This is a genomic window from Pseudomonas sp. GL-RE-26 (genome assembly GCF_019956275.1).
Classification (GTDB): Bacteria; Pseudomonadota; Gammaproteobacteria; order Pseudomonadales; family Pseudomonadaceae; genus Aquipseudomonas; species Aquipseudomonas grandcourensis.
The window spans coordinates 150751-172655 of the sequence record NZ_JAHBDI010000002.1 but is presented as its reverse complement, the minus strand read 5'-3'; the positions used below and the strand labels follow the sequence as shown (position 1 = coordinate 172655).

Annotated in this window: 21 protein-coding genes; 2 read left to right on the top strand and 19 right to left on the bottom strand. The window is 60.8% G+C overall.

Annotated elements, in window-relative coordinates; all coding sequences use genetic code 11:
• Nucleotides 1-51: 51 nt before the first annotated feature.
• The 12 genes from KGB07_RS01700 to KGB07_RS01645 all read right to left on the bottom strand — a co-directional run bounded on the left by KGB07_RS01700 (nucleotide 52) and on the right by KGB07_RS01645 (nucleotide 9938).
• A complete protein-coding gene (locus KGB07_RS01700; RefSeq protein WP_046037465.1) occupies nucleotides 52-837 on the bottom strand; it encodes a TatD family hydrolase in 786 nt (261 codons plus the stop codon).
• Nucleotides 838-909: 72 nt separating this feature from the next.
• Nucleotides 910-1896 (bottom strand): DNA polymerase III subunit delta', encoded by a 987-nt coding sequence (locus tag KGB07_RS01695; protein ID WP_046037466.1) that lies wholly within the window; start codon nucleotides 1894-1896, stop codon nucleotides 910-912.
• Entirely contained in the window at nucleotides 1889-2521 is a 633-nt protein-coding gene (gene tmk / locus KGB07_RS01690; protein ID WP_046037467.1) for a dTMP kinase, read from the bottom strand. Before tmk ends, KGB07_RS01695 begins: the two co-directional genes overlap by 8 nt.
• 19 nt (nucleotides 2522-2540) lie before the next feature.
• The gene (mltG, locus tag KGB07_RS01685; RefSeq protein ID WP_223464273.1) at nucleotides 2541-3773 is read right to left on the bottom strand and encodes an endolytic transglycosylase MltG; all 1233 of its coding nucleotides are present in this window, start codon (nucleotides 3771-3773) and stop codon (nucleotides 2541-2543) included.
• 3 nt (nucleotides 3774-3776) lie between these two features.
• Nucleotides 3777-4592, bottom strand: a complete 816-nt coding sequence (gene pabC / locus KGB07_RS01680) for an aminodeoxychorismate lyase (protein WP_223464271.1) — start codon at nucleotides 4590-4592, stop codon at nucleotides 3777-3779.
• Nucleotides 4592-5836 carry a beta-ketoacyl-ACP synthase II gene (gene fabF, locus KGB07_RS01675; RefSeq protein ID WP_046037470.1) on the bottom strand — a complete coding sequence of 415 codons (1245 nt, stop codon included), beginning with the start codon at nucleotides 5834-5836 and terminating at the stop codon, nucleotides 4592-4594. The genes pabC and fabF overlap by 1 nt, the downstream gene beginning before the upstream one ends.
• Before the next feature lie 109 nt (nucleotides 5837-5945).
• Entirely contained in the window at nucleotides 5946-6182 is a 237-nt protein-coding gene (gene acpP, locus KGB07_RS01670) for an acyl carrier protein (protein ID WP_003175607.1), read from the bottom strand.
• 196 nt (nucleotides 6183-6378) lie between these two features.
• Complete coding sequence (fabG, locus tag KGB07_RS01665; protein WP_007987168.1) at nucleotides 6379-7119, bottom strand: 3-oxoacyl-ACP reductase FabG; 741 nt, start codon at nucleotides 7117-7119, stop codon at nucleotides 6379-6381.
• A gap of 16 nt (nucleotides 7120-7135) precedes the next feature.
• Complete coding sequence (gene fabD, locus KGB07_RS01660) at nucleotides 7136-8074, bottom strand: ACP S-malonyltransferase (protein WP_046037471.1); 939 nt, start codon at nucleotides 8072-8074, stop codon at nucleotides 7136-7138.
• Between the two features lie 125 nt (nucleotides 8075-8199).
• Nucleotides 8200-9210, bottom strand: coding sequence for a phosphate acyltransferase PlsX (gene plsX, locus KGB07_RS01655; protein WP_080925235.1), 1011 nt, complete (start codon nucleotides 9208-9210; stop codon nucleotides 8200-8202).
• A 4-nt stretch (nucleotides 9211-9214) separates the two neighbouring features.
• A complete protein-coding gene (gene rpmF, locus KGB07_RS01650) occupies nucleotides 9215-9397 on the bottom strand; it encodes a 50S ribosomal protein L32 (RefSeq protein ID WP_003179396.1) in 183 nt (60 codons plus the stop codon).
• Between the two features lie 13 nt (nucleotides 9398-9410).
• Entirely contained in the window at nucleotides 9411-9938 is a 528-nt protein-coding gene (locus KGB07_RS01645) for a YceD family protein (protein WP_008050439.1), read from the bottom strand.
• Nucleotides 9939-10043: 105 nt separating this feature from the next.
• Between KGB07_RS01645 and KGB07_RS01640 the strand changes: the two genes are divergently transcribed.
• Nucleotides 10044-10622 (top strand): Maf family protein, encoded by a 579-nt coding sequence (locus KGB07_RS01640; RefSeq protein WP_046037473.1) that lies wholly within the window; start codon nucleotides 10044-10046, stop codon nucleotides 10620-10622.
• A 54-nt stretch (nucleotides 10623-10676) separates the two neighbouring features.
• Here the strand turns inward: KGB07_RS01640 and KGB07_RS01635 are convergent, their stop codons facing one another.
• Genes KGB07_RS01635 through rluC form a run of 3 tightly spaced genes read right to left on the bottom strand, consistent with a single transcriptional unit; the run spans nucleotide 10677 to nucleotide 13302 of the window.
• Nucleotides 10677-11666: a S49 family peptidase gene (locus KGB07_RS01635; protein ID WP_223464269.1), complete on the bottom strand. Its 990-nt coding sequence runs from the start codon at nucleotides 11664-11666 to the stop codon at nucleotides 10677-10679.
• 24 nt (nucleotides 11667-11690) lie between these two features.
• The gene (locus KGB07_RS01630; protein ID WP_046037475.1) at nucleotides 11691-12353 is read right to left on the bottom strand and encodes an HAD-IA family hydrolase; all 663 of its coding nucleotides are present in this window, start codon (nucleotides 12351-12353) and stop codon (nucleotides 11691-11693) included.
• Entirely contained in the window at nucleotides 12340-13302 is a 963-nt protein-coding gene (rluC, locus tag KGB07_RS01625; protein ID WP_046037476.1) for a 23S rRNA pseudouridine(955/2504/2580) synthase RluC, read from the bottom strand. The genes KGB07_RS01630 and rluC overlap by 14 nt, the downstream gene beginning before the upstream one ends.
• Before the next feature lie 702 nt (nucleotides 13303-14004).
• On the opposite strand from rluC, the gene rne reads away from it, so the two are divergent.
• A complete protein-coding gene (gene rne, locus KGB07_RS01620) occupies nucleotides 14005-17265 on the top strand; it encodes a ribonuclease E (RefSeq protein WP_223464266.1) in 3261 nt (1086 codons plus the stop codon).
• Between the two features lie 78 nt (nucleotides 17266-17343).
• Here the strand turns inward: rne and KGB07_RS01615 are convergent, their stop codons facing one another.
• The 4 genes from KGB07_RS01615 to KGB07_RS01600 are packed head-to-tail and all read right to left on the bottom strand — an operon-like array spanning nucleotide 17344 to nucleotide 21708.
• Nucleotides 17344-17940: an NTP transferase domain-containing protein gene (locus KGB07_RS01615; protein WP_223464265.1), complete on the bottom strand. Its 597-nt coding sequence runs from the start codon at nucleotides 17938-17940 to the stop codon at nucleotides 17344-17346.
• Nucleotides 17937-18920: an XdhC family protein gene (locus tag KGB07_RS01610; protein ID WP_223464264.1), complete on the bottom strand. Its 984-nt coding sequence runs from the start codon at nucleotides 18918-18920 to the stop codon at nucleotides 17937-17939. Before KGB07_RS01610 ends, KGB07_RS01615 begins: the two co-directional genes overlap by 4 nt.
• On the bottom strand, nucleotides 18920-21241 hold the full coding sequence (locus KGB07_RS01605) for a xanthine dehydrogenase family protein molybdopterin-binding subunit (RefSeq protein ID WP_223464263.1): 2322 nt from the start codon (nucleotides 21239-21241) through the stop codon (nucleotides 18920-18922). Before KGB07_RS01605 ends, KGB07_RS01610 begins: the two co-directional genes overlap by 1 nt.
• Nucleotides 21238-21708 carry a (2Fe-2S)-binding protein gene (locus tag KGB07_RS01600; protein WP_046037481.1) on the bottom strand — a complete coding sequence of 157 codons (471 nt, stop codon included), beginning with the start codon at nucleotides 21706-21708 and terminating at the stop codon, nucleotides 21238-21240. Before KGB07_RS01600 ends, KGB07_RS01605 begins: the two co-directional genes overlap by 4 nt.
• Between the last annotated feature and the right edge of the window lie 197 nt (nucleotides 21709-21905).

Here is a 21905-nt window from a genome sequence, read left to right as displayed (position 1 = left end):
GGTCTTAACCCGGATTCACCCCCCAGAACCCGGGTTTTTTTTGCCTGCGATTTAACCTTTTACATGTGCCAGCGGGAACAGCCGCTTGAAATTCGCCGTAGTTTGCTCGGCAAATCGCTCGTAGGACTCACCACGCAACATTGCCAGAAATTCCGCAACTTCACGCACGTACTGCGGCAGGTTTGGCTTGCCGCGATAGGGAATCGGTGCCAGATACGGCGAGTCGGTTTCCACCAGCAACCGGTCGGCCGGTACCTTGCTGGCCACATCGCGCAACGCGTCGGCATTGCGGAAAGTGACAATCCCGGACAGGGAAATGTAATAGCCCATGTCCAGCGCGGCCTTCGCCATCTCCCAGTCTTCGGTAAAGCAATGCAGCACCCCCGCCTGGGGCAGCGCCGCCTCACGCAGCAAGTCCAGGGTATCGGCGCGGGCGCCACGGGTATGGATGATCACCGGCTTGCCGGTCTGTTGCGCCGCTTGCAGGTGCAGGCGGAAGGACTCCTGCTGCAACTCTGCCGCTTCGGGCTCGTAGTGATAGTCCAGGCCTGTTTCGCCAATCGCCACCACACGCGGGTGATTGAGCTCCCGCAACAGCCAGTCCAGCGCTGGCGCGGCGCCCGGCTGCACATCCAGAGGGTGCACGCCCACCGAGCAGTCGACGTCGTCATAACGTTCGGCCAGGGCTTTGACGTCGGCCGCGTTGTCCGCGCTGACACCGATACACAGAAAGTGCCCTACCCCGCGCTGCCGGGCCGCATCAAGGGCTGCATCCAGGGAGCCGTCGTGGACAGTCAGGTCGAGGCGATCAAGGTGACAATGGGAATCTACGAGCATAAAGGGCTGCAACTTGTATCGAATGGGTGGGACGGTCGGATGTTCTGATACTCAGAGTCTAGGCGCAGACAGTCATCGCTGGGTAGGCAACGACACCCATTGCACCAGCAATGCCTCCAGCAGCAAGGCCGGATTGAGGTTGGCCTTGCTCAAGACTTTCTGTCGCTGGGCGAGGATCCAGTCCTGAATATCAAGGACTTTGCCCTGGGCGCTTTTCTGCGCCAGGTATTGCACGACCTTGCGCATGTCGGTCAGGCCGAGGCCGGCTTCATCCTGGGTCAACTGATAACGCAGGATCAGGCTCGACCAATCGCAGAACCAGTCGAACAGGCGCAACATCGGAATGTTTTTCCATTCTTCGGCCAGTTGCGTCGGCGACTGCTGTTGCTTGAGGAGTTTCTTCACCCCCTCCACCACTTGCGCACGCTGTTCACGCACGCCCTGGGCCTGGAGATTGACCGCCGCCAGTGGCGAACCAGCGGCCAGCGTCAGCAGTTCGACGCGCTCTTCTTCGGAGCACTCCGGCAACGCCCGGGCCAGCCACTTCAAGCTCATGGCCTCGCCCGGCAGCGGACAGGCCTGCTGCACGCAGCGACTCTTGATGGTTGGCAACAAACGGCTCGGCTGATGGCTGACCAGCAACAACACTGTATCGCCGGACGGTTCTTCAAGGCTTTTGAGCAAGGCGTTGGCGGCGTTGATGTTCATCGACTCGGCAGGCTCGATCAGCACCACCTTGCGACCGCCCAACTGCGCGGTCTGCACCACGAAACCGACCAGATCGCGAACCTGGTCGACCTTGATCGCCTTGTCGGCCTCTTCCGGCTCCAGGATGTAGTTATCCGGGTGGCTGCCAGCCTTGAGCAGCAGGCAGGACTTGCACTCTCCGCAGGCTTCCAGCGCGTTCGGGCGCTTGCACAGCAAGCTGGCCATCAAGCGCTCGGCCAGTGCCCGCTTGCCGATCCCGGCCGGGCCATGCAGCAGGTAGGCGTGGGCATGCTGGGCGCGACCGGCCAGTTGCTGCCAGAGGTTTTCCTGCCACGGATAGGCCTCAGCCACGGCTCAACTCCAGCAGGCGCGGCAGCAAGGTATCCAGTGATTGCTGAACCTGTGCCAACGGCTGGGCAGCATCGACCAGCACATAACGCGCCGGATCCGCCTCGGCCCGCTTGAGGAAGGCACTGCGCACGGCATCGAAAAAGGTCCGGCCTTCGAGCTCGAAGCGATCCAGACGACCACGAGCGCTGGCGCGGGCCAGGCCGACCTCGACAGGCAGATCGAAAATCAGCGTCAGGTCCGGGCGCAGATCGCCCTGGACGAAGGTTTCCAGAGTCGCGATGCGCTCCAGCGACAAGCCGCGACCGCCACCTTGGTAGGCGTATGTCGAATCGGTGAAACGATCACACAAGACCACGGCATCGCGAGCCAGCGCCGGGCGAATCACCTCGGCCAGGTGCTGGGCACGCGCCGCGAACACCAGCAGTAACTCGGTATCCGGGTTCATGACTTCATCGACCGGGGCCAGCAGCACTTCACGGATGCGCTCGGCCAACGGCGTGCCACCCGGCTCGCGGGTCAGCACCACCTCGATGCCGGCGGCGCGCAGGCGCTCGGCCAGGTATTCGCGATTGGTGCTCTTGCCGGCGCCTTCGGGGCCTTCCAGAGTAATAAACAAGCCGGTCACAGGCAGTCCTTAATCAGAGTCATTGCGAGCTTTTCGGTGCGTTGGCATCGAGTTCGGGCGTTTCAGGGGCTGGCGCAGGATCTTGCGCTGGCACTTGCGGCAGCGCCTCGGGAGCCGCGTTCGGCGAAGCGGCCGGGATCGGTGCCAGCTCCTGCGAGGCCTCGGCCTCCTGCGTACCGTTTTGTTCAGCCTGGGTCGGCGCTGTCTCTGGCGTGGCAGCGGGTGCCGGGCTGGAGCGGTAATCGGCGCGACGCTTGAGCTGGAACTCCTTCACGGCATTGTTATGGGCATCCAGGTCATCGGAGAACACGTGAGTGCCATCACCACGCGCCACGAAGTAAAGGCTGTTGCCCTCCACCGGATTGAGTGCCGCATGGATGGCTTCGCGACCGACCATGGAAATCGGGGTCGGCGGCAGGCCCGCATTCATGTAGGTGTTGTAGGGCGTCGATTCCTTGAGGTGAGCCCGGGTCAGCTTGCCGCTGTAGCGGTCACCGAGGCCGTAGATCACCGTCGGGTCGGTCTGCAGCAGCATGCCTATCGCCATGCGGCGCACAAACACGCCGGCAATCTGCCCACGCTCCTGCGGTACGCCGGTTTCCTTTTCCACCAGCGAAGCCATGATCAGCGCCTGGTAGGGCTCGGTGTACGGCACATCGGAAGAGCGCTGCTCCCACTCCTTGGCCAGCACTTCGTCGAGGCGGTCGTAAGCGGTTTTCAGCAGCTCGACATCGGACATGCCCCGCACGTAACGGTAGGTGTCAGGGAAAAAGCGCCCTTCCGGAAAAATCCCGGTGTGGCCGAGCTTGTCCATGACCTGGCTGTCGCTCAAACCGTCGAGACTATGGTCGAGCCTCTCTTCCTTGGCCAGCGCTGCGCGGACCTGACGGAAATTCCAGCCTTCGACCAGGGTCAGGCTGTACTGAACCATGTCCCCGCGCTTCCACAGGTCGATCAGGCCTTCGACGGTCATGCCCGGCTTCATGCGGTATTCACCGCTGTGCAGGGGTTGCTTGGCGAGGTTGAAGCGCCAATAGACCCGCAGCCAGAATGCGTCCTTGATGACGCCATTGGCTTCGAGTCGGTAGAAGGTGCGGGTCGGCGTGGTGCCCTTGGGCACATCCAGCAATTGTTCCTGGGCAATGTTCAGCGGCTGTACCAGCGCCGAATGAATTTTCCAGGCTGAAGCACCCAGCAGCAGCCCTGCCAGAACCACTCCGGTTTCCAGCAGCAGCAAGAGTTTACGTCTCACGTATCAAGCATCCAGTAGCACACGGGCAATGGTTTGGAGTTTACGGGTGAGCGGCCCAACCGGCCAGTGAAGAGCAGCATAGGCGCGCACCGGCCAAATACCATACACGCTGTTGCAGACAAAGACTTCGTTAGCCCATTGCAGCTGTTCGAGGGGGATATCGGTGATTTGCGTGGGGATTCCCAGCGACTTGGCCTGAAACAATATTTCGGCACGCATCACGCCTGCCACGCCGCAGCGCTTGAGGTCAGCGGTGATGAGCACGCCATCACGCACCAGGAACAAGTTGCTGAACACACCTTCAATCACGCGCCCGGCCTGATCGAGCATCAAGCCTTCGGCATGCTCGGTGTCCTGCCATTCGGCACGGGCGAGGACTTGTTCAAGACGATTCAGGTGCTTGAGGCCGGCCAGCAATGGCTGCCTGGACAATCGCGTGGTGCAAGGAAACAGGCGAACACCCTGCTCACCGTGCGCGGCAGGATAAGCCGCAGGTGGATTGCCTTGCAGAATGCGTCGGGCCTGGGCCGAAGGATCGGGGGCGTAACCGCGCAGACCATCGCCACGGGTGAGGATGAGCTTGAGCACCCCGCCACCCAGTGCCGCCGCATAGGCCAGCAACTCGCTGCGGACCAACTCATGATCGGCAGTAATTGCCAAACGCGAGCAGCCGTCCGCCAGACGCGACAGATGCCGGTCCAGCAACACGGGCTGCCCGTTGCGCACGGCGATGGTCTCGAACAGGCCATCGCCATAAGCCAGGCCGCGATCCTTCAGCGACAAAGCGTCAGCCGGCTGACCGTCGACCCAGCTGTCCATCAGCCTGCGAACCGGCGGAACACCAGCGAGCCATTGGTGCCACCAAAACCGAAGGAGTTGGAAACGACCACATCGATATCCATGTTGCGCGCCGTGTGCGGCACGAAATCGAGGTCGCAGCCTTCATCCGGCTCATCGAGGTTGATGGTCGGCGGTGCTACCTGGCTGTTGATCGCCAGCACGCTGAAGATCGCCTCGACCGCGCCCGCCGCCCCCAGCAGGTGGCCGGTCATGGACTTGGTGGAACTGACAGCCAGCTTGTAGGCGTGCTCGCCGAACACCGACTTGATCGCATTGACTTCAGCCAGGTCGCCTGCCGAAGTCGACGTGCCGTGGGCATTGATGTACTGCACTTGATCGCCATTGATTTTGGCATCGCGTAGCGCATTGGTGATGCAGCGCGCAGCACCCGCGCCATCGACTGGCGGCGAAGTCATGTGGTAGGCGTCGCCACTGGTGCCGAAGCCGATCAGCTCGGCGTAGATGGTCGCGCCACGCGCCTTGGCGTGCTCGAGCTCTTCCAGTACCAGCGCACCGGCACCATTGGACAATACAAAGCCATCGCGGCCCTTGTCCCATGGACGGCTGGCGCGGGTCGGCTCGTCGTTGCGGGTCGACAGCGCGCGGGAAGCACCGAAGCCGCCCATGCCCAAACCGCAGGCCGCCATCTCGGCACCGCCGGCAATCATCACGTCGGCTTCGTCGTACATGATGTTGCGGGCTGCCATGCCAATGCAGTGTGTACCGGTGGTACAGGCCGTGGCGATGGCGTAGTTGGGGCCTTGTGCACCGAGGTGGATGGACAGGAAACCGGAAATCATATTGATGATCGAGCCTGGCACGAAGAACGGAGAGATCCGTCGTGGGCCGGTCTCGTGCAGCGTGCGGGCGGTTTCTTCGATATTGGTCAGACCGCCAATACCCGAGCCCATGGCCACGCCGATACGCTCACGGTTGGCGTCAGTGACTTCCAGACCGGAATTGCGTACCGCCTGAAAACCTGCGGCCAGACCGTATTGAATGAACAGGTCGAGCTTGCGGGCTTCCTTGACCGACAGGTATTCCTCGACATTGAAGTCCTTTACCGAGCCGCCAAAACGGGTGGAATAGGCAGAAAGGTCGGCGTGTTCGATCAGACCAATGCCACTGCGGCCAGCCAGAATGCCCTGCCAACTGCTCGGCACATCCGTGCCCAGTGGCGACAACATACCCATACCGGTGACTACGACGCGTCTACGCGACACAGCACTCTCCTTTTTTCAAATGACGACTTTGCATCAGGCCTAAAGAAAAAACCGCACGCCATGATGGCAGTGCGGTTTTTCCATGACAGCGAGCAACGATTACAAACTATTACGCCTGGTGGCTAGTAACGTAGTCGATTGCAGCTTGTACAGTAGTGATCTTCTCGGCTTCTTCGTCAGGGATTTCGGTCTCGAATTCCTCTTCCAGAGCCATCACCAGCTCAACGGTGTCAAGGGAGTCGGCACCCAGGTCTTCAACGAAGGAAGCAGTGTTGACCACTTCTTCTTCTTTAACGCCCAGTTGCTCAGCAACGATTTTCTTGACGCGCTCTTCGATGGTGCTCATACCTTGTTTTCACTCCTAATGGACAAATTCAGGCAGCTGGCCAGTGGGTAAGTGTATAGAAAGACTTTTCAGCTTTTCAACTGAAAGCTTCACTCCTCGAACCCGGTGACCCTCTGCCTATAAATAGATTGCAGCTTTATAACGGATTTTAGACAGCTCGTATGACATTTTTTTGAAGCAATCCGTCACATTTGAATTACATGTACATCCCGCCGTTCACCGGGATTGTAGCTCCGGTAACGTAAGCCGCACCGTCCGACGCAAGAAAAGCGACCACGGACGCGATCTCTTGAGCCTGCCCCAGGCGACCCAGCGGAATCTGCGTCTGCAAGGCTTCACGCTGCGCCTCGGGCAGTTCACGGGTCATATCGGTATCGATGAACCCAGGGGCCACCGAGTTTACCGTAATCGAACGCGAACCGACTTCACGCGCCAGTGCACGGCTGAAACCTTCCAGACCGGCCTTGGCGGCAGCGTAGTTTACTTGGCCTGCGTTGCCCATGGCACCCACAACCGAGCCAATACTGATAATTCGGCCCCAACGGGCTTTGGTCATGCCACGCAAAACGCCTTTGGACAGGCGGAACAGACTGTTCAGATTGGTATCGACAACGTCGTGCCACTCGTCGTCTTTCATGCGCATCATCAGGTTATCGCGGGTGATACCGGCATTATTGACCAGAATCGCCGGCGCACCGAACTGCTCCTGAATGCTCGCCAGAACACTTGCCACGGACTCGTCGCTGGTGACATTGAGTTCCAGGCCAGTGCCTTGAATACCGTTTTCCTTCAGGGTTGCGGCAATGCGTTCAGCACCCGACGCGGAGGTTGCGGTACCAACAACGATGGCGCCCTGACGACCCAGTTCCAGGGCGATGGCCTGGCCGATGCCACGGCTTGCACCGGTGACCAGTGCAACTTTACCTTGCAGACTCATGCAAGCTTCTCCTGATTCAGGCCAACGCTGCACGGGCGGCAGCGAAAGCGTCTGGGGTATTGAGGTTGGATGTCGACACGCCTTCGGCGCAACGCTTGTTCAGACCGGCCAGCACTTTGCCCGGACCACACTCGACCAGGTTGGTCGCACCCTTGGCGGCCAGCGCCTGGACCGATTCAACCCAGCGTACTGGCTTGTACAGTTGCTCGAGCAGATCGCGCTTGAGGGTTTCCAGATCGGCCGACACCTGGGCACTGACGTTCTGCACCACGGGAATCTGTGGCGCCTGCCAGTCGATCGCAGCGATCGATTCGGCGAAACGCTCGGCAGCCGGACGCATCAGCTCGCAGTGCGACGGAACGCTGACCGGCAACGGCATGGCGCGCTTGGCACCACGCGCCTTGCAGCCTTCGATGGCGCGCTCGACTGCAGCCTTGGCGCCAGCGATGACCACCTGGCCCGGCGAGTTGAAATTGACCGCGCTGACAACTTCGCCTTGCGCCGCTTCGGCACAGGCTGCCAGTACGTCGGCATCGTCCAGGCCCAGGATGGCAGCCATGCCGCCCTGACCGGCCGGAACGGCTTCCTGCATCAGTTGGCCACGACGCTCGACGAGCTTCACCGCATCGCCCAGGCTCAGACTGCCTGCCGCAACCAGCGCGCTGTATTCACCCAGGCTGTGCCCGGCAACGTAAGCCGGGCGCGCGCCACCTTCGGCCAGCCACAGACGCCACAGGGCGATAGAGGCGGTCAGAATGGCCGGCTGGGTTTTATCGGTTTGATTGAGTTGCTCTTCCGGCCCTTGCTGGGTCAGTGCCCACAGGTCGTAACCCAGTGCATCGGAAGCTTCTTTGAATGTTTCAAGGACAACCGGATGTTGCGCGCCCAGCTCGGCCAGCATGCCGAGGGACTGCGAACCCTGTCCTGGAAAGACAAATGCGAGGGAAGCAGACATGTAACAAGCCCCTAATGATCTTGTCGTCGGAGAGTTGGCGCCCCGCTCTGGGGACGCAAGAAACTGACAGTTGGATGGCCCATCGAACCAAGCGGTCACATTTAAGCATTGTCCGACGAAAACGCCTAAAGCAACAAATCCTCCAGACGACCGTGCAGGCGCTCGGGAAGATTCTCCTGAATCTCGATCAAGGCGCGCGCAATGGCACTCTGAAACCCCTGGACCCCGGCAGAACCGTGGCTTTTCACCACAATGCCCTGCAAGCCGAGAAAGCTCGCGCCGTTGTGCCGTGCAGGCGCCAGATCCGCCTGCAGACGCTTCATCAAGGGCAGCGCCAGCGCGCCAACCACGCGAGTGGCCATGTTCTTCCTGAACAACGCCTCGATGCGCCCGGCAATCATGATCGCCAGACCTTCACTGGATTTGAGCAGGATGTTGCCGACAAAACCGTCACACACCACCACATCCGCTTCGCCACGGTACAAGCCGTCTCCCTCGATAAAGCCGATGTAATTGATGCCACGGGCGCCTTGCAACAAAGTCGCTGCCAACTTGACCTGCTGATTACCCTTGATGTCTTCGGTGCCGATGTTCAGCAACGCCACCCGAGGACGCGCTATGCCCAGGGTTTCAGCCGCAACCGACCCCATGACCGCAAACTGCAACAGATGCTCGGCACTGCAATCGACGTTGGCGCCCAGGTCGAGCAATTGGCAGTAACCCCTCTGCGTCGGAATCGCCGCCACCATGGCCGGACGGTCAATGCCCGGCAGGGTCTTGAGCACGAAGCGCGACAACGCCATCAGCGCGCCGGTATTACCAGCACTGACACAGGCCTGGACCTTGCCGTCACGCAACAACTCAAGCGCCACGCGCATCGACGAGTCGGGTTTGCCACGCAGGGCCTGGGCGGGCTTTTCGTCCATGGTGATGACTTCGGACGCCGGCGTAATCGACAGGCGCGCGCGATCCACAGCCGTATGGCCAGCGATCAATTCTTCAAGTAGGGAGGGTTGACCGACGAGGGTCAGGTGCAACGAGGGTGTAGCAGACAGGCAAGCAAGGCTGGCCTGTACAATGCTGCGGGGACCGAAGTCCCCGCCCATTGCGTCAATCGCGATGACTTGAGCGGACAAGTGATTACTCGTCAGCGCCCTTGTCGATCACTTTACGGCCACGGTATACGCCTTCTGGCGATACGTGGTGACGCAGGTGAACTTCACCGGTGGTTTTTTCTACAGACAGGGTGCTAGCCTCGAGAGCGTCGTGCGAACGGCGCATGTCACGGGCAGAGCGGGATTTTTTGTTCTGCTGAACAGCCATAATTGATTAACTCCTAAACGTTTGGGTCACGCTTTAACTGCGCCAATACACTGAACGGGTTGGACCGCGTTACCTCGTCCTCGCTCGGTTCGGGCTCATCGAGACCCGCCGGCTGCTGGCATTCTTCCGGATGATGAGCAGGCACAATGGGCAAGGCGAGCAGAAGCTCCTCCTCGATCAGTGACTGCAGATCCAAAGGATCTTCGCCCAGTTCCAGCACGTCATAACCTTTCGGCAACGACTGGGTATTCGCACCCTCCTTCACCACAGCGTAACTGCATTCGCTATGGATCGGCAGGGTGACCAGCTCAAGACAACGCTGGCAAACCATTTTGACTTCAGTGTCGATAAAGCTGTGGATGACCACAGATTTACGTTCATCTCGTTCAAAAACGAATTTAGCCTGCACCGTACCGACATTGTCGGAAAGCGGGTCGCAGAGTCTCTCCAAATCGGCCAGCAGCATTTCACCTTGAAGGGTGGTGCCACGATCAGCCAATTTGCGCGGGTCAACGTGAGGTGGAATCGGGTCATTCAACATAGGCGCAGCATTATAGGGATGCCCCCGCCCATGTCAAAGGAAATTCAGCCCTGTCCGTCACTTGGAAGCCTCGCTAGAATTCGCACACGCCTTATGGAGTTGCGCATGCTGCCTTTATTACTCGCTTCCAGCTCGGCCTATCGCCGGGAATTGCTGACCCGCCTGCAGCTGCCTTTCACTTGCAGCTCGCCGGATATCGACGAAAGCCATCGCCCAGGTGAGTCCGCCATCGAGCTGGTCAAACGCCTCGCCGAAGAGAAAGCGCGCGCCCTGGCCGACAGCCATACCGCTCATCTGATAATCGGCTCCGACCAGGTCGCCGTGCTGGGAGACCGGATTATCGGCAAGCCCCACACGTTCGAAAAGGCCCGCGAACAGCTGCTGGCGGCCAGCGGTGCCAGCGTGACATTCCTGACCGGCTTGGCCCTGCTCAACAGCCAGACCGGGCACTGCCAGGTCGATTGCGTGCCATTCACCGTACACATGCGCACACTCGACGCGCCCCGCATCGAACGCTACCTGCACGCCGAGCAACCCTACGACTGCGCAGGCAGCTTCAAGGCCGAAGGCCTGGGGGTCAGCCTGTTTCGCAGCACCGAGGGGCCCGACGCCACCAGCCTGATCGGCCTGCCGCTGATTCGCCTGATCGACATGTTACTGGCAGAAGACGTACAGATTCCTTGAATCTCAATACTAAAAAACCGGCCACGCAGGCCGGTTTTTCATGCCATTTCAGAATCAGCGCAGCGACGGACCGTTAAAGCCCATCCACATCGCCAAATGCTCAGCCACACTGGCACCGAGTTTTTTCGAGAAGCGATCGAATGGCGACTCCTGAACGGTGAAGTCCACCAGTTCTTTCTCGCCGATCACATCCCGCGCAACCGAACTGGCATTGCCCAGCCCATCGACCAACCCCAACGGCAGTGCCTGCTCGCCAGACCAGACCAGGCCGGAAAACAGCTCCGGATGCTCCTTGTCCTTCAGGCGATCGCCACGCCCTTGCTTGACGCTATTGATGAACTGCTGGTGGGTCGTATCGAGCACGCCCTGCCAGAAGGCGGTTTCTTCCGCCTTCTGTGGCTGGAACGGATCGAGGAACGACTTGTGCTCGCCAGAGGTATAGGTGCGACGCTCGACACCCAGCTTCTCCATGGTGCCGACAAAACCATAGCCGGCCGCCGTCACACCGATGGAGCCGACCAGGCTAGCCTTGTCGGCGTAGATCTGATCTGCCGCGCTGGCGATGTAGTAAGCGCCGGAAGCCCCCAGGTCGGAAATGACCGCATACAGCTTGATGTCCGGGTGCAGGCCGCGCAGGCGACGGATCTCGTCATAGACATAACCCGACTGCACCGGACTGCCGCCCGGGCTGTTGATGCGCAGGATGACACCCTTGACCTTCTTGTCCTCGAACGCCGCGCGCAGACTGCCAACGATATTGTCTGCGCTGGCCGGCTCCTTGTCGGCAATCATGCCTGTCACATCGATCAACGCCGTGTAATTGGCACTGAGGGTAGCTGCCTTCTCCATATCCATCAGCGGCGAAAACAGGGCAATTGCGCCGAACAGATACACAAAAGTCAGTGACTTGAAGAATATCCCCCAGCGACGGGACCGGCGCTGCTCCTGCACGCCGGCCAGCAGCGTCTTTTCCAGCAGCTTCCAGCTTCTGTCGTCACCGCTCTCTGCGCTCGCCTTGGCGGGCGCCTTCCATTCGTCGGTCATGCCATCCACCCCAAAAACAACCGGTTAAGCCTGCTGACTCAGCCAGGCATACAATTCTGAAAAATGGTCGATGGCCAGTCGCGGTTCATACAACTTCAACGCATCGATCGATTGAGCGCCATAACTGACGGCCACCGAGCCCATGCCGGCGTTGCGCGCCATCTGCAAATCGAAAGACGAATCACCGACCATCAACGCCTGCTCCGGGCGAACCTCGCAATGCGCGAGTATCTGCTCGAGCATCAGCGGATGGGGCTTGCTGGCGGTCTCGTCGGCGGCGCGGGTGATATCGAAGTAATTCTCCCAGCCATGGGACTTCAACACCCGATCCAGCCCGCGACGGGCCTTGCCGGTCGCAACAGCCAGATGATAGCCCTCGGCACGAAACGCCTCGAGCGACTCGACCACACCCTCGAACAGCGGCGAAGGCACAACCTCTGACGCAATGTAATGCTCAGCATAGTGCTCGCGGAAGGCAAACAGCTCGGCGTCGCCGATTTCGGGGTACAGGGTGCGGATCGCTTCCGGCAAGCCCAGGCCGATGATGCCCTTGACGGCCAGATCATCGCGCAACTCAAAACCGGAACGCTGCGAGGCAACGTGCATCGCCTCGACAATCCGGCCAATGGAATCGGCCAGGGTGCCGTCCCAATCAAAGATCAGCAGCTTGTAATCAGATGGGCGCACTCAATCGCTCCACGGTTTTGGCCCACATCTCGTCGACCGGCGCCTGCAGCTTCAGCTCACCGCCATCGGGAAGCGGCACGGTCAGCATGTAGGCGTGCAGGAACAGGCGCTTGCCGCCCAGATCGCGGATTTCCTTACTGAAATCGTCATCGCCGTACTTGGTGTCGCCGGCAATGCAGTGCCCGGCGTGCAACGTGTGGACGCGGATCTGGTGAGTGCGGCCGGTGATCGGCTTGGCTTCAATCAGGGTGGCAAAGTCGCCAAAGCGACGCAGGACCTTGAACACGGTCACAGACTCCTTGCCCTCCTCCTCGTCGACCTCGACCATACGCTCACCGGAGCGCAGATTGCTCTTACCGAGCGACGCTCGAACTTGCTTGATCGAGGATGCCCAGTTACCGCGAACCAGCGCCATATAGCGCTTGTCAACGCCATCACCGCGCAAGGCAGTGTGCAAGTGACGCAGCATGCTGCGCTTCTTGGCGATCATCAGCAGGCCGGAGGTGTCACGGTCGAGACGATGAACCAGTTCGAGTTCCTTGCAATCGGGACGCAACTGACGAAAGGCTTCGATGACTCCGTAATTCAAGCCGCTGCCGCCGTGAACGGCGATGCCGCAAGGCTTGTTGATCACGATCAGCGCCTTGTCTTCGAAGACAATCGAGGCTTCGAGCCGCTGCAGCAGGCCTTGTGCCAGCGGTACCGGCTCGTCACGCTCAGGCACCCGAACCGGCGGCACGCGCACGATATCGCCCGCCTGCAGCTTGTACTCGGGCTTGATCCGACCTTTGTTCACGCGCACTTCGCCCTTACGCAAAATGCGGTAAATCAAGGTCTTGGGCACGCCTTTGAGTCGGGCGAGAAGGAAATTATCAATGCGCTGGCCGGCATATTCCGGCGAGACCTCAAGCAGTTGTACGCTTGGAGTCGGGGGGGTAGTCGTCGTCATGGCGCGGATGATAACAATTTTTTATGGAATTGAAGCACTTAATCATTGCTGCTATAGTCGCGAACGTCGCCAAAAGCGGCCTGGACAGCGGACCAACGGTCAAAAACCGGCCCTGACCAACGCAATTCACCAGGACGCGAGGCCGTCCTACGGGGCTTTCGCTACGTAACGGTGGAGTTTGCAGGTGTAACGAGCGCAGGTGACATGAGGCCTGAATCACGCCACAAAGCAGAGTTTTCCACTCGTTTTGCGCGCCATATTCACGGCCAGTTCACAAAGTGCAGTCAGCTGCGAATGACCCCGAGCGAAGGCATCGGAAACAACGCCTAAATTAGCCATGATGCGTGACCTCCCCTTTCGGAGCTCACGGTAAATGCCAACCCGCTGCGGATTCTGCGCGCGGCAGCACCCGAATTATCAGGGATACGTGTAGGGTGGAGATGCACAACCGCCGGACTGTGTAGCAACAGGCTTACTCAAGACGCTTCATCTCGTCCACAGCCGCTGGTTGATTCCTCCTCCTGACTGAGTGCTTAAGTAGCCACAGCAAGCAGGACGCGTACGTCGCGATGAAGGCCCACATTGGCCGGACTTCGCTGGACACGGGAATTGGCCAACCACTCCCGACGCACCTGACACCGACCGTGAGAAGTCGTGTGTGCCGAACGCCGTTTCCGGCAGCCCGGAAACCGACGGTACTACATGAAAAGAATGCTGATTAACGCAACTCAACCCGAAGAGTTGCGCGTTGCACTGGTAGATGGCCAGCGCCTCTACGACCTGGACATCGAATCCGGTGCACGCGAGCAGAAGAAGGCCAACATCTATAAAGGCCGGATTACTCGCATCGAACCAAGCCTCGAGGCTGCCTTTGTCGATTTCGGCTCTGAGCGCCACGGCTTCCTGCCACTCAAAGAAATCTCCCGCGAATACTTCAAGAAAGCCCCGGAAGGTCGCGTCAACATCAAGGACGTCCTGAGCGAAGGCCAGGAAGTCATCGTTCAGGTCGAAAAAGAAGAACGTGGCAACAAGGGCGCCGCCCTGACCACCTTCATCAGCCTGGCCGGTCGTTACCTGGTACTGATGCCGAACAACCCGCGTGCCGGCGGTATCTCCCGTCGCATCGAAGGCGAAGAGCGCAACGAACTGCGTGAAGCCCTGAACGGCCTGGTTGCCCCGGCCGACATGGGCCTGATCGTGCGCACTGCCGGCCTGGGCCGCAGCAGCGAAGAAATGCAGTGGGACCTCGACTACCTGCTGCAACTCTGGACCGCAATCAAGGAAGCTTCGCTGGATCGTTCCGCGCCGTTCCTGATCTACCAGGAAAGCAACGTGATCATCCGCGCGATCCGCGACTACCTGCGCCAGGACATCGGCGAAGTGCTGATCGACAGCGTTGAAGCCCAGGACGAAGCCCTGACCTTCATCCGCCAGGTGATGCCGCAGTACGCCAGCAAGATCAAGCTGTACGAAGACAGCGTTCCGCTGTTCAACCGCTTCCAGATCGAAAGCCAGATCGAAACCGCCTTCCAGCGCGTCGTCGAACTGCCTTCCGGCGGCTCCATCGTTATCGATCCGACCGAAGCCCTGGTGTCCATCGACATCAACTCGGCGCGCGCCACCAAAGGCAGCGACATCGAAGAAACCGCACTGCAGACCAACCTTGAAGCGGCCGAAGAAATCGCCCGTCAGTTGCGCCTGCGTGACATCGGCGGCCTGATCGTCATCGACTTCATCGACATGACTCCTGCCAAGAACCAGCGCGCCGTGGAAGAGAAAGTCCGCGAATGCCTGGAAGCCGACCGCGCTCGCGTGCAAGTCGGTCGTATCTCGCGCTTCGGCCTGCTGGAAATGTCCCGTCAGCGCCTGCGTCCGTCCCTGGGCGAAAGCAGCGGCATCGTCTGCCCGCGTTGCAACGGCACCGGCATCATCCGTGACGTTGAATCGCTGTCCCTGGCGATCCTGCGCCTGATCGAAGAAGAAGCCCTGAAAGACCGTACCGCCGAAGTTCGTGCACAAGTGCCGATCCCGGTGGCCGCGTTCCTGCTCAACGAAAAACGCAACTCGATCACCAAGATCGAACTGCGCACCCGTGCCCGCATCGTCATCCTGCCGAACGATCACCTCGAAACGCCGCACTTCGAAGTGCAGCGCCTGCGTGATGACAGCCCGGAAGCCGCGACCAACCAGTCCAGCTACGAAATCGCCGCTGCCGCTGCCGAAGTCGAAGAAGTCCAGCCAGCCGCTGCGACCCGCACCCTGGTTCGCCAGGAAGCTGCGGTCAAGACGGCCCCGGCCCGCGCCAACGCTCCGGTTCCGACCGAAGTGGCCGCTCCGGCCCCTGCCCCGGTCGCCGTACCGGAGCCAAGCCTGTTCAAAGGCCTGGTGAAGTCGCTGGTGAGCCTGTTCGCCACCAAGGAAGAGCCTGTTGCTCCGGCCGTGGTTGAAAAGCCTGCGACCACCGAGCGTCCGGCCCGCAACGAAGAGCGTCGCAACGGTCGTCAACAGAGCCGCAACCGTAACGGTCGCCGCGATGAAGAACGCAAGCCTCGCGAAGAACGTGCACCGCGTGAAGAACGCGCACCACGTGAGCCGCGTGAAGAGCGTCAGCCACGGGAAGTGCGTGAACCTCGCGAGACCCGCGAAGAAACGCCAGCGGTAGCCCGCGAAGAACGCGCACCACGCGCGCCTCGTGAAGAACGTGCACCGCGCGCTCCGCGTGAAGATCGCAAGCCACGTGGCGAGCGTGAAGAACGCGTTCGTGAACTGCGCGAGCCTCTGGATGCCGTTCCGGCTGTTCCGGCTGTTCCGGCCGCCGCTGCTACCGCTGAAGAGCGTCCAGCTCGCCAGCCACGTGAAGAACGCGCTCCACGCCCACCGCGTGAAGAACGTCAGCCACGTGCCGAACAAGCCGCCGCAGCCGCAACTGAAGAAGAACTGGTCACCAACGAAGAGCAACTGCCGGAAGACGGTCAGGAAGGCGCCGAAGGCGATCGTCCACGCCGCCGCTCCCGTGGCCAGCGTCGTCGCAGCAACCGTCGCGAGCGTCAGCGTGACGCCAACGGCAACGTGATCGAAGGTTCGGAGGAGTCCGAGTCCGGCGAAAACGCTGAAGCGCCAAGCACTGCCGATCTGGCCGCCGGCCTGGCTGTCACTGCAGCCGTTGCCAGCAGCGTGATCAGCGCTCCAGCCGAAGCTGAAGCCAATGTGCAAGCCGAACGCGCCACTGCCGCGACCCTGGAAGCAGCTCCGGTTGAAGCGCCAGTCGTTGAAGCGACCACACCGGTCGAAGTCACCGCCTCGCCGGAAATCGAAGTAGCGCCAGCGCCAGAAGCTCAGCTAGTTGTTGAAGCGGCTGCCGAGCCAGCGCCAGTGGTAGAAGCACCTGCCGTGGTTGCAGAAGCGGTTGTTGAAACCGTAACTGAAACCGTGCGTGAAGTTCGCGAAGAGCAAACCGCATTCAACTGGGTTGCCGAGCCAGCCGTCGCTGAAGCCGCTGCATCAGCCGCTGAAACCCAAGTGGCTGAAGCCATGGTTTCCGAACCGGTGGTTGCTGCTGCAGAACCGGCTCCAGCGCCTGTGGTTGAAGCACCAGCAGTAGAAGCTCCGGTCGTTGCCGAAGCACCTGCTCCGGTAGTCGAAGCTGCTCCTGCCAGCGCCCTGACGCCAAGTGGCCGTGCGCCTAACGACCCGCGTGAAGTGCGTCGTCGCAAGCGTGAAGCCGAGCGTCTGCAGAAGGAAGCTGAACTGGCTGCTTCTGCGGCTCCAGCTGAAGCAGCTGTCGCTGCCGAGCCTGCACCGGTTGTTGCTGAAGTGGTTGAGGCAGCTCCTGCCCCAGCCGCTGAAGTGACTGCCGAGCCGGTTGAGTCGGTGATCCACGAAGCGCCGCGCTCCGTTCAGGAAGCGGTAGAGCAACACGAGCAAGCCCAGGAAAAAGAACACGAGCCTAAACCTCTCGTCTGATTCCATCGGCCACTAAAAAGCCCCGTCTGGTGAATCCAGGCGGGGCTTTTTTTATATCTCTGTATATCCCACAAGGATCTATGCCGGTCTGAAGGTTAGTGCCTCAGGCACATCCACATCCCAGACCACACCGGGATCATCCACGGTCACTTCAACCACCCGCCCCTGAGCAAACAGCGGTTTGGCGCCGCGATCCCCCGATAACGCCATCAACCCCGCCGAGAAGTCCCGTCCGAACCCGACCGGATGCCCATACTCGCCGCTCTGCACGGGCACGCTGATACTGTCACCGCCAATGCCCGCCACCACTTGCCCGATACTGGATGGCAGGATGAACGGCATATCCCCCAGCACCATCAGCCAGCCATCGAGTTGCTTGCAGGCAGCGACTCCCGCGGCAATGCTGTCACCCATTCCCGTCGACTCGATCAATACAATCTCGCAGCCATAGGCCTGAGCCATGCGAATCACTTGCGGGCGGTCAGCAGTGGTCACCAGCACGCGTTTGTCCAGCGCCGCCGGCAGGTTGACCAACGTGTGCTCGATGACGAACCGCACCACGCCGTCACGCCCGGTGCAATCGGCCACCAATTTATCCTTTTCGGCGCCCGCAACCTCACGAAACCGGCTGCCCTGCCCCGCCGCCAGTACGACGACGCCAATGGACTTGCTCATACGCTCTCCCGCACGGCTTTCTTCTGCTTCAGTTCGATGCCATTTTTGACCGCCACGATTTCCGCCATGAGCGACAAAGCAATTTCCGCTGGATTATGACTGCCGATGTGCAAACCGATCGGACCATGCAAGCGGTCAATCGCCGGTTGCGACAAACCCAGTTGAGCCAGGTTTTCCCGGCGCTTCTGGCTGTTGACCCGCGACCCCAGCGCCCCGACGTAGAAAGCCCTGGAATCCAGGGCCGTGAGCAGCGCCATGTCGTCCAGACGCGGATCATGGGTCAAAGCCACGATGGCCGTGCGTTCATCGGTCTGGATGTTCAATACCGCCTCATCCGGCATGCCCGAAACGAATCGTCCGTGCTGCTCCTCCCAGCCGTAGACAAACTCGCTACGCGGATCGCAAATCAGTACCTCGAAATCCAGCAGCCGGGCCATTTCCGCCACATAGCGCGACAGCTGCCCCGCGCCGATCAGCAGCAAGCGCCAGCGCGGGCCATAGATCGCCCGCAAGGTCTGTCCGTCGAACGTCAACACGTCAGCTTTACTGGCCGGCTGCAAAAGCACTTCGCCGGTGACCAGGTTCAGTTCACGCGCAACGATTTCATGGGCCTCGCAACGGTCGAGCAATTGCTCGACCCAATCCCCATCGTCGATACGCTCCTCGGTCAAGCGCAAGGTGCCACCGCAGGGCAAGCCGAAACGTGAGGCTTCCTCACGGGTCACACCGTAGGTGATTAACTGCACCGGCGGCCCGTCAAGCGCAAGGCGCCCGTCGTGCAGCCGAGCGATCAAGTCATCTTCGACACACCCGCCGGAAACCGAACCAATCACCATGCCGTCTTCGCGCAAGGCCAGCATGGCGCCGGGTGCCCGGGGCGCAGTGCCCCAGGTTTCGACCACGCTGTACAACACCACCCGCTGACCGGCGCGATGCCATTGCAACACACTGCGCAGGACGTTCAGATCGGCGCTGTCCATCAGGCGCCAGCCTTCTGCCAGCCCGACAGCTGATAACGAACCGGTAGGTTGCGGATGCGTTTGCCGGTGGCAGCAAAGATCGCATTGCACAGTGCCGGCGCAATCGGTGGTACGCCTGGTTCACCCACACCGCCCAACGGCACGTTGCCCGGCGGCGTCACCAGATGCACGGCCACTTCTTTCGGTGCCAGGGACATGCGCGCCACTTCGTACATGTGGAAGTTATCCTGCTGGACCTTGCCGTCCTTGAAACTGATCTCCCCCAGCACCGCATTACCCAGGCCCATGACGCAGGCACCCTCGAACTGCGCGCGAATCCGCTCGGGATTGATCTGCGGTCCGCAATCGACGGCGATGTCAGCCTTGTGCACTACCAACGTACCGTCGTCCTTGACCTCCACCTCGATCACCGCCGCCACATAGGTCACGAAGCTGTAATGCACCGCCAGGCCCAGGCCGCGCCCCTTGGGCAACTCACGCCCCCAACCGGCGGCTTTGGCGGCGGTCTCCAGTACCGTGCGCAGGCGCGCGGTGTCGATCGGATAACGCTCCGGGGATTCACCGTAGTTCCACTCTTCACTCAAGGTGCGCGGATCGATCTGACGGTCCGGGCCGAGCAATCTGATCTGGTACTTCAGCGGATCCTGCCCGGCCTTGTGCGCCAGTTCATCGATAAAACTCTGGATCGCAAAGCCATGGGGAATGTTCGACACCGAGCGATACCAACCCACCCGGGTATGCACCGTTGCCTCGGGGTTTTCCAGGCGAATGTTGGGGATCGCATACGCCATGTTGGTGAACCCCATGCCCAGTTCGAACGCCGCTTCATGGTTCATGCCCGGTGCAAACAACGCGGTGATGCTCGGCGCCACCGTACGGTGCAACCAGCCGGACGGCAGGCCATCCTTGTTCAGGCTGGCCTTGAGGTATTCGGCCGACACGGTGTGGAAGTAGGAACAGTGAATGTCGTCTTCGCGGGTCCATTGCACCCGCACCGCTTTGCCGGGGAATTCCTTGGCGAGGATAGCAGCCTCGATGATGAAGTCAGGCTTGGACTTGCGCCCGAACCCGCCCCCGAGCAGGGTTACGTTAAAGGTGACTTTGTCGAACGCCAGGCCCAGGCGTTCACCGATCCGTTCCCGGGTGACCTGAGGCGCCTGGCTTGGCCCCCAGGCTTCGCACGCACCGTCCTTGAACCGCGCAATGGCGACCATCGGCTCCATCGGCGACTGTGACAAATGCGGCAAGTAGTAGGAGGCTTCCAGGGTGCTATCGGCGCTGGCCATGGCCTTTTCGAGGTTGCCGGTATTGCGCACCACCTTGCCGGGCTTGAGCGATGCCGCTTCAAGTTCCTTGCGATAGGCAATCGAGTCGTAGCTGGCGTTGGGGCCGTCGTCCCACTCGATTTTCAGTGCCTCGCGGCCCTTGATCGCCGCCCAGGTATTGCTCGCCACCACGGCGATACCGCCGAGCGGTTGAAATTCCGAGGGCAACGGACGACTTTCGATCTGTACCACTTTGACCACGCCGGGGACTTTCATCGCCGCGCTGCCATCGAAGCTTTTGACTTTGCCGCCATACACCGCGGGCCGCGCGATGGTCGCGTACAGCATGCCGTCGAAATGCACGTCGGCGCCGTACACGGCGCGACCGTTGACGATGTCCTCCCCATCGATGGCCTTGGTGCCTTCCTTGCCGATGTAACGGAACTCAGCGGGTTGCTTGAGCTTCAGGCTGTCGCGGGCCGGAACCGGCAACGCGCCTGCGGCGGAGGCCAGGGCGCCATATCCGAGCTCGCGGCCGGACGGCTCATGGACAACCTTGTGCAATTGCGCATGGCATTCACCAACCGGCACTTTCCATTGCGCGGCGGCAGCCTGTTCTAGCATGGTCCGCGCGGCGGCACCGCAGCGACGCATCGGCTCGTACCAGTGACGCATGCTGCGTGAGCCGTCAGTGTCCTGGTTGCCGAAGCGCACTTCATCGCCGGGGGCCTGCTGCACCTTGACCAGAGCCCAATCGGCTTCCAGTTCATCGGCCACCACCATGGTCAAGCTGGTGCGCACGCCCTGGCCCATCTCCGAGCGGTTGCAGATCACGGTCACTGTGCCATCAGCGGCGATGCTGACATACACCTTGGGATCATCAACCCAGCCGTGAGGCATGCCGTCGGCGCCGAACTTCTTCTCTTTCTCGTCGGCAAACGCGTCCTGCCAGCCCCAACTCGCGGCAACCACCAGCGCACCGGTCGCCCCCACGCCCTTGAGAAAACCACGGCGACTGAGGTTGCTCAGGGCGAAATCATTCGGTAACCGGCTCATGCCTTGACCTCCTTCAGGTGAGTGGAGGCCTGGCGGATCGCGGTCTTGATGCGGTTGTAGGTGCCGCAGCGGCAGATGTTGCCAACCATCGCTTCTTCGATCTGCTCGTCGCTCGGATTCGGATTGGTCTTGAGCAGCGCCGTCGCCGACATGATCTGCCCGCCCTGGCAGAAGCCGCATTGGGCGACTGCCGTGTCGAGCCAGGCTTGCTGCACGACTTTGCCGATCGGGTCGGCATGCAGGTTGTCGATGGTGCTGACATTCTGCCCGGCGACTGAACCGATGGGCGTGATGCAACTGCGTGCCGGAGCCCCTTCGATATGAATGGTGCAGGCGCCGCACAGGCCCATGCCGCAGCCGAATTTGGTGCCGTTGTAACCGGCCACGTCGCGGATCGCCCAGAGCAGCGGCATGTCCTCGGTGACGTCGAGTTGATGGTCTTGACCATTGAGTTTCAGGGTAATCATGGGCACGCCCGCATAGGTCTTGAGTTATGGGGTCGAGCAATCTGCCGCTGGATCTCGGTGGGTCGCACGCAGATCGACTCAGGCTAATGGGCTCTCTTGTGCGGACGCAAACGGTCTGCACCGGGCCTTTGGTGGAGCAAGAGTGTGCATCGTTAGCTGACTAAGTTAACCGAGCATTAACAAAAAAGCCCTGCTGA

Excerpts from the sequence above, each read along its gene's own strand:
- KGB07_RS01700 (WP_046037465.1), bottom strand. The coding sequence starts at position 837 with ATGCTCGTAGATTCCCATTGTCACCTTGATCGCCTCGACCTGACTGTC.
- pabC (WP_223464271.1), bottom strand. The coding sequence starts at position 4,592 with ATGGACAGCTGGGTCGACGGTCAGCCGGCTGACGCTTTGTCGCTGAAG.
- acpP (WP_003175607.1), bottom strand. The coding sequence starts at position 6,182 with ATGAGCACCATCGAAGAGCGCGTCAAGAAAATCGTTGCTGAGCAACTG.
- fabG (WP_007987168.1), bottom strand. The coding sequence starts at position 7,119 with ATGAGTCTGCAAGGTAAAGTTGCACTGGTCACCGGTGCAAGCCGTGGC.
- fabD (WP_046037471.1), bottom strand. The coding sequence starts at position 8,074 with ATGTCTGCTTCCCTCGCATTTGTCTTTCCAGGACAGGGTTCGCAGTCC.
- rpmF (WP_003179396.1), bottom strand. The coding sequence starts at position 9,397 with ATGGCTGTTCAGCAGAACAAAAAATCCCGCTCTGCCCGTGACATGCGC.
- KGB07_RS01645 (WP_008050439.1), bottom strand. The coding sequence starts at position 9,938 with ATGTTGAATGACCCGATTCCACCTCACGTTGACCCGCGCAAATTGGCT.
- KGB07_RS01640 (WP_046037473.1), top strand. The coding sequence starts at position 10,044 with ATGCTGCCTTTATTACTCGCTTCCAGCTCGGCCTATCGCCGGGAATTG.
- KGB07_RS01635 (WP_223464269.1), bottom strand. The coding sequence starts at position 11,666 with ATGACCGACGAATGGAAGGCGCCCGCCAAGGCGAGCGCAGAGAGCGGT.
- rluC (WP_046037476.1), bottom strand. The coding sequence starts at position 13,302 with ATGACGACGACTACCCCCCCGACTCCAAGCGTACAACTGCTTGAGGTC.
- rne (WP_223464266.1), top strand. The coding sequence starts at position 14,005 with ATGAAAAGAATGCTGATTAACGCAACTCAACCCGAAGAGTTGCGCGTT.
- KGB07_RS01615 (WP_223464265.1), bottom strand. The coding sequence starts at position 17,940 with ATGAGCAAGTCCATTGGCGTCGTCGTACTGGCGGCGGGGCAGGGCAGC.
- KGB07_RS01610 (WP_223464264.1), bottom strand. The coding sequence starts at position 18,920 with ATGGACAGCGCCGATCTGAACGTCCTGCGCAGTGTGTTGCAATGGCAT.
- KGB07_RS01605 (WP_223464263.1), bottom strand. The coding sequence starts at position 21,241 with ATGAGCCGGTTACCGAATGATTTCGCCCTGAGCAACCTCAGTCGCCGT.
- KGB07_RS01600 (WP_046037481.1), bottom strand. The coding sequence starts at position 21,708 with ATGATTACCCTGAAACTCAATGGTCAAGACCATCAACTCGACGTCACC.